The organism is Thermohalobaculum sp., from assembly GCF_058622915.1.
In genome coordinates this window covers 1-10,165 of sequence record NZ_JBZSYN010000039.1, presented here as the reverse complement: position 1 = coordinate 10,165, position 10,165 = coordinate 1, and the positions used below count along the sequence as shown (strand labels likewise).

The following is a 10,165-nucleotide window of genomic DNA, read 5'->3' as shown; positions in this document are numbered from 1 at the left end:
GATCAGCACGCCGAGCAACGAGACCGCCCACTGGATCGCGGCCGAGTGCAGGAACAGGTTCACCACCATGGCGACGATCAGGCCGATCACGCCCATGATCAGGAACGAGCCCCAGCTCGAGATGTCCTTCTTCGTGGTGTAGCCATAGAGCGAAAGCGCGCCGAACGACGCCGCGGCGATAAAGAAGGTCCGCGCGATCGAGTGCCCGGTGTAGACCGCGAAGATGTCGGCGATCGACAGCCCGATCAAGCCGGCAAACACCCAGAACACCGTCTGGGCCGTGCTGAAGCTCATCCGGTTGATCGTCGCGCCGAAGGCGAAGACCACGATCAGCGGCGAAAACATGATGAGGTACATGGTCGGCGACGAGAACATCGCCATCACCAGGCCCGGCGGCAGCAGGGTCGTTGCCTGGCCGGCGAGCGCAGCTTTCAGATCCATGCCGACGACGTAGGACACGACCCCGGTGATGATCATGGCGCCGGTCATCAGCGCGTAGACCTGGTTCATGTAAGCGCGCAACCCGGCATCGATTTCCCCGGTGCGGGTAATCGTGCGGCTGCGCATGTAAGTCGGGTTCGCCATCTGGTGCCCTCTGGTCAACTGTTGACGTTCAGCCCACGGGCGCCTGGAAGCGCCGTGCCCAGATGGAATATCGGGGAAACGGCCCGTGGTTTCAAGGGAAAGGGGCCATCAATGAGGGCATGACGAGGCACCCGGATCAAAGACCCTCGGCGGGCAGGTCGGAATTCCTTGTCCGTTAGCGCGAAATTGACTGTCCGCGATCCGCGCGTGATGTTGATCCGCACCCGGCCACCGACTAACCTCGCGCCGAGGTGGCAGGCGGTATTCGACAGGCACGAACGCGAGCGCACGAACGGGCCACAGGCCCCACATGCTTGGCGGGTCTGGATGACGTCGCAAGGGGGGCGAGAGGCCTGCCGGGCGGAGGAACGCCGCCACCCCGGAGCCGACCGGGAGAGTGCCAGGATGATCCGCGCCTTTGTCGCCATACCTCTGCCGGGCGAGGTGGTCCGCACCCTCACCGCAGCCCAGGCGGGGCTTCCCGCGGGACGCCCGGTCGCGCCCGAGAACCTGCACATCACCGTGGCCTTCCTCGGGGAGCACCCCGAACCGCTGGTCGAGGACGTGCACTACGCTCTCGACGGCATCCGCGCACCCGCCTTCGAGCTGACCCTCGACGGCCTCGGACTCTTCGGTGGCGAGCGCCCGCGCTCGCTCCATGCCGAGGTGCGGCCCGAACCCATGCTGTCGCATCTTCGCGAGAAAGTGCTGCAGGCGGCGCGCGGCGCAGGGCTGCGCATGGATCGCATGCGCTACAGCCCGCATGTGACGCTCGCCCGCTTCAACAATGGCCTCAAGGGCGAGGACGCCGAGAAGATGCGAAGCTTCGCCGTGCGCCGGATGTCGCTCAGGGCCGGGCCGTTCGAGGTCGACGAGTTCGTGCTCTATCGCTCGACTCTCGGCCGCAACGGACCGATTTACGAGGAGCTCGCCGCCTATCCGCTGACCGGCGGACAGGCTTGAGGCCAAAGCGAACATGCGGCCCCGGCTGCGGCGCCGGGACCGCGCTGTCTCTCGAACGGCGTATTCGGCTTTGGGTTTCGGAGATTGGTCTGAGCGCCTCGTCCAGCCGATGCGGCTAGGAGCGGTGTGCAGCTAGCAGCGGTGTGCAGCTAGCAGCGGTGTGCAGCTAGAAGCGGTTCCTGGGCAGATCCCAGAACGGCCGTGCCGCCTCGCGCGCCGCGTCCGCCGGGTCGACCCCGATGTCGCGCAGCTGCTCGCCGGTTATCTCGGCCAGTTGCGCACGCTCTCGCGCCACCTGCATCCAGGCGCGGATCGGCAGGCTCGTCGTGAATGCGCCGAGCTCGGGCCGGGTCAGGATCGAGGTTAGGTTCGGCATGGCACCCTCCATTCGCTACCATGATCTGTCCGAGTGAAAGCATCGTCTCCGTTGATCAACATGGGGAAGCCTGTTAGATAATGGAAATGAATGTTTTTGACTGAATCCATCATATGGAGTGATGTCGCCGTGCCCCGCAATCTCGACCTGACCGCATTGCGCAGTTTCGTCACCGTCGCCGAGACCGGCGGTGTGACGCGCGCGGCGCAACAGCTCCACCTGACGCAGTCCGCCGTCTCGATGCAGCTCAAGCGGCTCGAGGCGTTCCTCGACCAGCCGCTGCTCGACCGGTCGGGCCGCGGCGTCGCCCTGACCAGCCAGGGCGAGCAGCTTCTCAGCTATGGCCGGCGCATGCTGGCGCTGAACGACGAGGTGATGGCGCGCATGACCGACCAGGCCTTCGAGGGCGAGATTCGCCTCGGCGTGCCGGCCGACATCGTCTATCCGCAGGTCCCCGACGTGCTCAGGCGATTCGACCGCGATTTCCCGCGCATGCGCGTCAACCTGCTCTCCTCCTACACCTACAAGCTCAAGGAGCTGTTTGCGAAGGGCGACGTCGAGATCATCCTGACCACCGAGGACGCCGCCGGCACCGGCGGCCAGACCCTGTCCTCCCAGCGTCTCGTCTGGGTCGGCGCACCGGGCGGCAGCGCCTGGCGCCAGCGCCCCCTGAGGCTGGCGTTCGAGCGGGCCTGCCTGTTCAAGCCCTGGGTGGTGCGCGCCCTCGACGCGGCCGGCATTCCCTGGGAAATGGCCGTCGACACCGGCTCGACCCGCACGGTCGAGGCCACCGTCTCGGCCGACCTCGCCGTGCATGCCATGCTGGACTGCGCCATCAGCCGCCACCTCGAGCCGATCCCCCATACCGGGGCCCTGCCCGAGCTGCCCTCGACGAGGATCGTCATGTACCGCGCCCCCCACGCCACCGGCGCGCCGGTCGACGCGCTCGCCGAGATGATCAGCGACGCGTATGGCCGGATGGCCGCAGCCGCCTGAGCGAGGCGCTCTGCGAGCGTCAAGCGGGCGTTAACCATGAAATCGGCCCGCAGATGATCTTCCGTGAAATCAATGGCTTAATACCATGTCCACGCGTGGACACGTGACCGGCGGACACGCCCGGCCGGAAAATCACGGCAAACTCTCCCGAATCTGGCTTTGCGGATTGGGGGGAGGCACCGGCCGAAAACCAACGCCGCGGAAAGGACACTGGACCTGCATGGCCGTCGCCGCGAAAATCGCCAGGTTGTATAATGGCTCGGCAGGAGAGCCGGCATGACCCAGAGGCGGCAAATCACCCTGATCGGAATTCCGCTCGAGGCCGGCGCCAGCCGGCGCGGCTGCATCATGGGCCCAGACGCCTATCGCACAGCGGGGCTGGCCGAGACGCTGGCCGATCTCGGCCATGACGTGACCGACCATGGCGACGTCGCGCCGGATTCGCCACGTCCCGTCGACGCCCCCGCCGGCGCCCGGAATGCCGCCCAGATCGCTGCCTGGACCCGCGCGATCGACGCCGCGGCCGCCACCGCGGGAGACGCGGTGCCGATCTTCATGGGTGGCGACCACAGCCTCTCGATCGGCTCCATCAACGCCATGGCTCGACGGGCACGCGCGGCGGGCCGCCCGCTCTTCGCCCTCTGGCTCGACGCACATGCCGACTTCAACACGCCCGAGACCTCGCCCTCGGGCAACATCCACGGCATGCCGGTCGCAGCCTTGACCGGCGCGCCCGAGCTCGCCTTCCTGTTCGAGGGGCTGGATCGCGTCCCCCTGGCCCACGATGCGTTTCACATGTTCGGCATCCGCTCGGTCGACGCCGAGGAGCGCCGCCGGCTCCGCGCCCGCGGCATCCAGGTCGCCGACATGCGTCAGATCGACGAGCAGGGCACGGCACGGGTCATTGCCGGCATCATCGCGCGGGCGATGGAGGTCGACGCGATGGTCCATGTCAGTCTCGATGTCGACTTCCTCGACCCCTCGGTCGCACCGGCGGTCGGTACGACCGTGCCCGGCGGCGCCACCTATCGCGAGGCGCATCTGGTGATGGAGATGCTGGCCGATTCCGGCCTCGTGAGCTCGCTAGATTTGGTCGAGCTCAACATATTCATGGACCATGCGGGCCAGTCCGCCCGCGTCATGGTCGAGCTGGTGGCGAGCCTGTTCGGCCGCACCATCCTCGGCCGCTGAAGGAGCCCGCGATGAGCACCACGGCTCACGATCTGATACAGACCGAGCTCAGCCTCGGCGCCCACAACTACAAGCCGCTCGACGTCGTGCTGACCCGCGGCGAGGGGGTCTGGCTGTGGGATACCGAAGGCAACCGCTACCTCGATTGCCTCTCGGCCTACTCGGCGGTGAACCAGGGGCATTGCCACCCGCGCATCCTGCAAGCCATGGTCGAGCAGGCCGGCCGGCTGACGCTGACCAGCCGCGCCTTCCGCAACGACCAGCTCGCCCCGTTCTACGAGGAGATCGCCCGGCTCACCGGCAGCCACAAGGTGCTGCCGATGAACTCCGGCGCCGAGGCGGTGGAGAGCGCGGTGAAGGCCGTGCGCAAGTGGGGCTACGAGGTCAAGGGCGTGCCCGAGGGCAAGGCCGAGGTGATCGTCGCCAACAACAACTTCCACGGCCGCACGCTGATGATCGTGGGCTTCTCCACCGACCCGGTGGCGCGCGGCGGCTTCGGGCCGTTCGCGCCGGGCTTCCGGGTGGTGAAATTCGGCGACATCGCCGACTTCGAGGCGGCGATCACCGAGAACACGGTGGCCTTCCTGGTCGAGCCGATCCAGGGTGAGGCCGGCGTCATCATCCCGCCCGCCGGCTATTTCAAGCGGGTGCGCGAACTGTGCACCCGGCACAACGTCACCCTGATCGTCGACGAGATCCAGACCGGGCTCGGCCGTACCGGCAAGCTGCTCGCGGAGGAGCACGAGGGCATCGAGGCCGACGTGACCCTGGTCGGCAAGGCGCTCTCGGGCGGCTACTATCCGGTCTCCGCGGTGCTCTCGAACTCCGAAGTTCTCGGCGTGCTCAAGCCCGGCCAGCACGGCTCGACCTTCGGCGGCAACCCGCTCGCCTGCGCCGTGGCGCGCATGGCAATCAAGGTTCTGGTCGAGGAGGGCATGATCGAGAACGCCGCCACGCAGGGGGCCTACATGAAGCGCTGCCTCGAGGAGATCCGCTCCAACGCCGTCAAGGAGGTGCGTGGACGGGGGCTGATGCTGGCGGTCGAGTTGCACCCCGAGGCCGGCGGAGCCCGGCGCTACTGCGAGGCGCTCAAGGAGCGCGGCGTGCTGGCCAAGGACACGCACGAGCACTCCATCCGCATCGCCCCGCCCCTGGTCATCACCCGAGATCAGGCCGACTGGGCGCTGGAGCGCTTCGAGGCGGTGCTGACCGGGCTGGCATAGACGGGCCTTTCCTACCGCTCCGGCGCCGCCCGGAAGGCGTCCAAATTTGGGCGCATTGTAAAACATTGATTTAAAATGATATTTTTTGGCAATTTCTGGGCGCTCGCGCCGGCCGCGCAAGCAGGCCGCAGCGGGGCCGGCGGGCGAATCGCCCCGCGGCCCTTATCCCGAGCAGCTCGCGCCCCCGAGGACGCAGAATTTCGCGCAATGCGGGTGGTTCAGGCTGACCTCGCGATCGGCCTCGGCCAGCGTCGCGCCCAGCTCGAAGGCGGGATCGTAAGCGATCAGGGTACAGGCCAGCACCGCGGGCCGCGCCGCCCCGCGGCGCTTCACCACCATGCGCGACGAGGCGCACATCACGTCTGCGGGCCGCTTGCCCAGGATACCCCAGCAGGCGGTAGTGATCTCGGGCACGTCCGCCGCCGCGTCCATCTCGGGAAAGAGCACCAGCGCCGACGGATCGGCGGCATCGACGCGAAAGCCCTCGCGCGCGAAGAGCACCGTATAGCCGGCCCGGGCCGCCGCCTCGTCCTCCTCGCAGTTGCGCCGGCCGGCGACCGCCATGCCGAGCCCGGCGTCGTGCAGCCAGCGCATGCCGGCGAGCGTGACGGCGAAGCTGCCCTCGCCCCGCTCGGCATCGTGCCGCTCCGCCGTGTGATGGTCGAGTGAGACGCGCACGACCAGGCGCGCACCATGCCGCGCCGCCAGGTGCCGCAGCCCGTCCCGCACGCCCGGTCGCGACATGGGCCGCATGGCGTTGGTCAGCACCAGCACATCGTGCCCCCGGCCGAGCGCCGCCTGAAGCATCGTGATGATCTCGGGGTTCATGAAGGGCTCGCCGCCGGTAAATCCGATCTGTCGCGTCGGCAGCCCGAGCGCGGCAATCTCCTCGAGATAGGCGACGACCTCCGACGCACTCAGATAGGCCAGCGCGTCGTTCCTGGGGCTCGACAGGATATAGCAGTTGCGGCACTCGATGTTGCACAGCGTGCCGGTATTGAACCACAGGGTCTCGAGCGCTGCGAGCGCAACCCTGGCGCGCGGCTCGCCCGTGGCCGTCCAGTCCGGATCGGAGAATTTGGCCAGGCGCCCCGCCGCGTTCGCCGCAGCCGCGTTCTCCCCAGCCGCGTTCGACCCGGTCGCGCCTCGGACTGCCTTGTTCATCTCCCCCCGCCGTGTTCGCGCTCAGGCAGCGAACTCTGGGCGCCGCGCCGACGCCTGTCAAACCTGTCGGGCGGCAGCTGACCCGTTCGTGATGAGGATAGTGATCGGCGAGAGCGCGTCAGCCGACGATGTCGGGTCGTGACGTCTGGCGGAAAATGGCGGCATTACCGCCCCCGGTACCCTCGTCAGCGGCTTCGCTGAACACAAGGCGGGGAAAGCGTACCTTGGGCCGGGCATCCGCGAAGGCGGGCCGCCACGGCACCGAACTGGCGACGCAGTTGGCCGACGCTCCCGCTATGTTGTTGGAATACGGAACCCGCGCCATGAAGCCCAGGCCCTGCACCAGCCGGGTCCCGGCGAGATAGACCGAGCCGGCCGCCATGACATCGCGATTGTGATTAACGGTGAGCGCCGATTGCCGATCGGTTGTCCAGGCGCCGCAGACCACGGTCGCTCCGCCCCGCTTCAACACCCGCACCGCGGCGGAGATGCCGCCGCCGGTGTTCCAGGTGCCGCCGCCCGTGACGTAGCCGGGACCGACCGTGTCGGACCCGGCGGGCGTGGCATGCGCGCAGGCCGCCAGCACGACCGTCGCAGCCACGATGAAAGCAGTCCGCAGCACCTCAGTCTCCCAGCGCCTTCTGTCGAGCAATATGTAAGCGCGGCAGTGGGGATGAAAAGGCCGCCCGACCTGCTTGCCGCCTGCTTGCCGCCTGCTTGCCTGCTGCGTGACTGGCGAATACCGCTGGACAGGGATGTGCAACTGGGCTAGCGCGGAGCGCCAGGAGACACATCGGCAGGCGTGACGCGAAGCACGCCGTTATGTGTTTCCCGGCGCCGTGCCTCGAGCGATCGGGCGATCGCGACGGATGCGGCCCGCGCCGGACGATCCCCGGAACATGATACAGGCAAACAGACCATGGGCATTCCGACCCGACCCCACCTCTCCGCGATACGCGCCGCAGCGCTCGCGCTCCTCCTTGCGGTGACCGCCGCAGGCCCCCGGGCCAGCGCCGGCGTCGCGCCACCGCCGACCCCCGACGATGCCGCCGCACTCGGCGGCTACAACGTGCTGATCGCCGACCGCGGCAACAACCGGCTGCTCGTCGTCAGCCCGCAAAAGCGGATCCTGTGGCAGTATGCGTTCAAGGGCCTGCGCCCCGGCCACGGCGCCGACGACTCCTTCTTCTTCGACGGCGGCCGCAAGATCATCGCCTCGATGGAGTACTCGCAGATCATCCAGATCCTCGACGTGGCGAGCAAGAAGGTGCTCTGGGAGTACGGTGAGATCGATCACAAGGGCGCGAGCGACGGGCTGCTGGACTTCCCCGACGACGCCTACGTGCTGCCCAACGGCAACGTGATCGTCGCCGACATCCGCAACTGCCGGCTGCTGGAGATCTCGCCAACCAAGCAGATCGTGCGCCAGGCGGGCGAGACCGGCAAGTGCCTCAATCACGCCCCCTATCTGGGCGCGCCCAACGGCGACACGCCGCTGCCGAACGGCCATGTGCTGGTCAGCACCATCCGCGATCACGCGCTGGTCGAGCTCGACGAGAACTGGCACGAGGTCATGCGGCTGCGGCTGCCGATCCATTACCCCTCGGACCCGCAGCCGACGCGGGCCGGCAACTTCGTGATCGCCGACTATTCCAAGCCGGGCCGGATCATTGAGATCAGCCGCGCGGGCGAGGTCGTGTGGGCCTTCGACGGAAAGGGCCAGGGCGGACTGGACCGGCCCTCGCTGGCCGAGGAGCTTCCCAACGGCAACATCATCGCCAATGACGACATGAACCATCGGGTCATCGTGATCGACAAGGCGACGAAGCGGATCGTCTGGCAATACGGCGTCACCGGGCACCCGGGCTCGGCGCCCGGCTATCTGCGCATCCCCGACGGGCTGGACGTGCTGCCGGTGACGGCCGACATCGCCGCCTTCAAGGCCGCCGAGACGGTGGCCTCGGCCGCGCCGGTGGCGGCGCCGCAGACGGCGTCCTCGGGGACGGCATCGCCGGGGATGGCGTCGTCGGGGACGGCATCGTCCCGCACGGCCGCACCCGCGACGGCCCCCGAGCCGACGCCCGTCCCGGTCTCGGTGCCGGCGCCGGCGCCGGCACTGCGCCGCGTCGGCGCGGTGACCCGGCACCCGAACCGCTATGTCGGCGAGGTGGTGCGGCTGAGCGGATTCCTGCTCAAGCGCGAGCCTGGCTACATCCTGTTCTCGGACGAGCCCGGCGGCCGCGTCGGCCGCTTCGACCTGCCGGTGACCGGGCAGGGTATCGACGAGATACAGCCGCGTCACCGCTACCATATCGAGGGCCGGTTCCTCGATGGCGGGCTGGCGGCAGCAAACGGCAACCCCTACCACCTCGAGCTCAGCGCGCCGCCGCAACGGGCCGGGGGCTGAGGGCGCCGGACACGCGAAGGGGCCGCCCGCGGGCGGCCCCTGTTTTTGCAAGGATCCCCGGGCCGCCGCCCGGACATCAGGTCACTCGATGATCTTGGAGACGACGCCGGCGCCGACGGTGCGGCCGCCCTCGCGGATGGCGAAGCGCAGGCGCTCCTCCATGGCGATCGGGGCGATCAGCTCGACCTTGAAGGTGACGTTGTCGCCCGGCATCACCATCTCCACCCCGTCGGGCAGCTGCACCGTGCCGGTCACGTCCGTGGTGCGGAAGTAGAACTGCGGCCGGTAATTGGTGAAGAACGGCGTGTGCCGCCCGCCCTCCTCCTTGGTCAGGATATAGGCCTCGGCGTCGAACTTGGTGTGCGGCGTCACCGAGCCCGGCTTGCACAGAACCTGCCCGCGCTCCACCTCCTCGCGGCCCACGCCGCGCAAAAGCGCGCCGATGTTGTCCCCCGCCTCGCCGCTGTCGAGCAGCTTGCGGAACATCTCCACGCCCGTCACCGTGGTCTTCTTGGTCGGCTTCAGCCCGACGATCTCGACCTCCTCGCCGACCTTGATCTTGCCGCGCTCGACCCGGCCCGTCACCACCGTGCCGCGCCCCGAGATCGAGAACACGTCCTCGATCGGCATCAGGAACGGCTGGTCCACCGGACGCTCCGGCGTCGGGATGTAGCTGTCCACCGCCGCCATCAGCTCGCGCACCGAATTCTCCCCGATCTCCGGCTCGCGCCCCTCCAGCGCCGCCAGCGCCGAGCCCTTGATGATCGGGATGTCGTCGCCCGGGAACTCGTAGGACGACAGAAGCTCGCGCACCTCCATCTCCACCAGCTCCAAAAGCTCCGGGTCGTCCACCTGGTCCACCTTGTTCAGGTACACAACCAGCGCCGGAACACCCACCTGGCGCGCCAGCAGAATGTGCTCGCGCGTCTGCGGCATCGGACCGTCCGCGGCCGAGACCACAAGGATCGCGCCGTCCATCTGCGCCGCACCCGTGATCATGTTCTTCACGTAGTCGGCATGCCCGGGGCAGTCCACATGCGCGTAGTGCCGCGCCTCCGTCGTGTACTCCACATGGCTCGTCGCGATCGTGATCCCGCGCGCCTTCTCCTCCGGCGCCGCGTCGATCTTGTCAAAGCTCATGAACTCCCCGAAATACTTGGTGATCGCCGCCGTCAGCGTCGTCTTGCCGTGGTCAACGTGCCCAATCGTGCCTACGTTCACATGCGGCTTCGTCCGCTCGAACTTCGCCTTCGCCATGGT

The 10,165-nt window shown here is 68.1% G+C and carries 10 protein-coding genes; 5 read left to right on the top strand and 5 right to left on the bottom strand.

Going from position 1 to position 10,165, the window contains the following annotated elements; translation table 11 throughout:
• Positions 1-585: Bax inhibitor-1/YccA family protein (locus AC32QD_RS03500; protein ID WP_492009094.1), on the bottom strand; the 585-nt coding region annotated here is incomplete at its 3' end.
• 405 nt (positions 586-990) lie between these two features.
• On the opposite strand from AC32QD_RS03500, the gene thpR reads away from it, so the two are divergent.
• Positions 991-1,548, top strand: coding sequence for an RNA 2',3'-cyclic phosphodiesterase (thpR, locus tag AC32QD_RS03495; protein WP_492009093.1), 558 nt, complete (start codon positions 991-993; stop codon positions 1,546-1,548).
• Positions 1,549-1,714: 166 nt separating this feature from the next.
• Here thpR and AC32QD_RS03490 read toward each other — a convergent pair whose 3' ends face one another.
• Positions 1,715-1,924: a DUF1127 domain-containing protein gene (locus tag AC32QD_RS03490; RefSeq protein WP_492009092.1), complete on the bottom strand. Its 210-nt coding sequence runs from the start codon at positions 1,922-1,924 to the stop codon at positions 1,715-1,717.
• Between the two features lie 129 nt (positions 1,925-2,053).
• Here AC32QD_RS03490 and AC32QD_RS03485 point away from each other — a divergent pair, with 129 nt between their 5' ends.
• From AC32QD_RS03485 to rocD, 3 genes are all read left to right on the top strand, one after another.
• Entirely contained in the window at positions 2,054-2,920 is an 867-nt protein-coding gene (locus AC32QD_RS03485; protein WP_492009091.1) for a LysR family transcriptional regulator, read from the top strand.
• A gap of 276 nt (positions 2,921-3,196) precedes the next feature.
• Positions 3,197-4,111: an arginase gene (rocF, locus tag AC32QD_RS03480; RefSeq protein WP_492009090.1), complete on the top strand. Its 915-nt coding sequence runs from the start codon at positions 3,197-3,199 to the stop codon at positions 4,109-4,111.
• Between the two features lie 11 nt (positions 4,112-4,122).
• Entirely contained in the window at positions 4,123-5,334 is a 1,212-nt protein-coding gene (gene rocD / locus AC32QD_RS03475) for an ornithine--oxo-acid transaminase (protein ID WP_492009089.1), read from the top strand.
• Between the two features lie 162 nt (positions 5,335-5,496).
• Here the strand turns inward: rocD and AC32QD_RS03470 are convergent, their stop codons facing one another.
• Both AC32QD_RS03470 and AC32QD_RS03465 read right to left on the bottom strand, forming a co-directional pair.
• Positions 5,497-6,498: a radical SAM protein gene (locus AC32QD_RS03470; protein WP_492009088.1), complete on the bottom strand. Its 1,002-nt coding sequence runs from the start codon at positions 6,496-6,498 to the stop codon at positions 5,497-5,499.
• 118 nt (positions 6,499-6,616) lie between these two features.
• Positions 6,617-7,120, bottom strand: a complete 504-nt coding sequence (locus tag AC32QD_RS03465) for a hypothetical protein (protein ID WP_492009087.1) — start codon at positions 7,118-7,120, stop codon at positions 6,617-6,619.
• Between the two features lie 297 nt (positions 7,121-7,417).
• On the opposite strand from AC32QD_RS03465, the gene AC32QD_RS03460 reads away from it, so the two are divergent.
• Positions 7,418-8,905 (top strand): NHL repeat-containing protein, encoded by a 1,488-nt coding sequence (locus AC32QD_RS03460; protein WP_492009086.1) that lies wholly within the window; start codon positions 7,418-7,420, stop codon positions 8,903-8,905.
• An 81-nt stretch (positions 8,906-8,986) separates the two neighbouring features.
• Here the strand turns inward: AC32QD_RS03460 and tuf are convergent, their stop codons facing one another.
• Complete coding sequence (gene tuf / locus AC32QD_RS03455) at positions 8,987-10,162, bottom strand: elongation factor Tu (RefSeq protein ID WP_492009095.1); 1,176 nt, start codon at positions 10,160-10,162, stop codon at positions 8,987-8,989.
• Between the last annotated feature and the right edge of the window lie 3 nt (positions 10,163-10,165).

Coding starts and splice junctions, on each gene's coding strand:
- tuf (WP_492009095.1), bottom strand. CDS start 10,162: ATGGCGAAGGCGAAGTTCGAGCGGACGAAGCCGCATGTGAACGTAGGC.
- AC32QD_RS03490 (WP_492009092.1), bottom strand. CDS start 1,924: ATGCCGAACCTAACCTCGATCCTGACCCGGCCCGAGCTCGGCGCATTC.
- AC32QD_RS03470 (WP_492009088.1), bottom strand. CDS start 6,498: ATGAACAAGGCAGTCCGAGGCGCGACCGGGTCGAACGCGGCTGGGGAG.
- rocF (WP_492009090.1), top strand. CDS start 3,197: ATGACCCAGAGGCGGCAAATCACCCTGATCGGAATTCCGCTCGAGGCC.
- AC32QD_RS03460 (WP_492009086.1), top strand. CDS start 7,418: ATGGGCATTCCGACCCGACCCCACCTCTCCGCGATACGCGCCGCAGCG.
- thpR (WP_492009093.1), top strand. CDS start 991: ATGATCCGCGCCTTTGTCGCCATACCTCTGCCGGGCGAGGTGGTCCGC.
- rocD (WP_492009089.1), top strand. CDS start 4,123: ATGAGCACCACGGCTCACGATCTGATACAGACCGAGCTCAGCCTCGGC.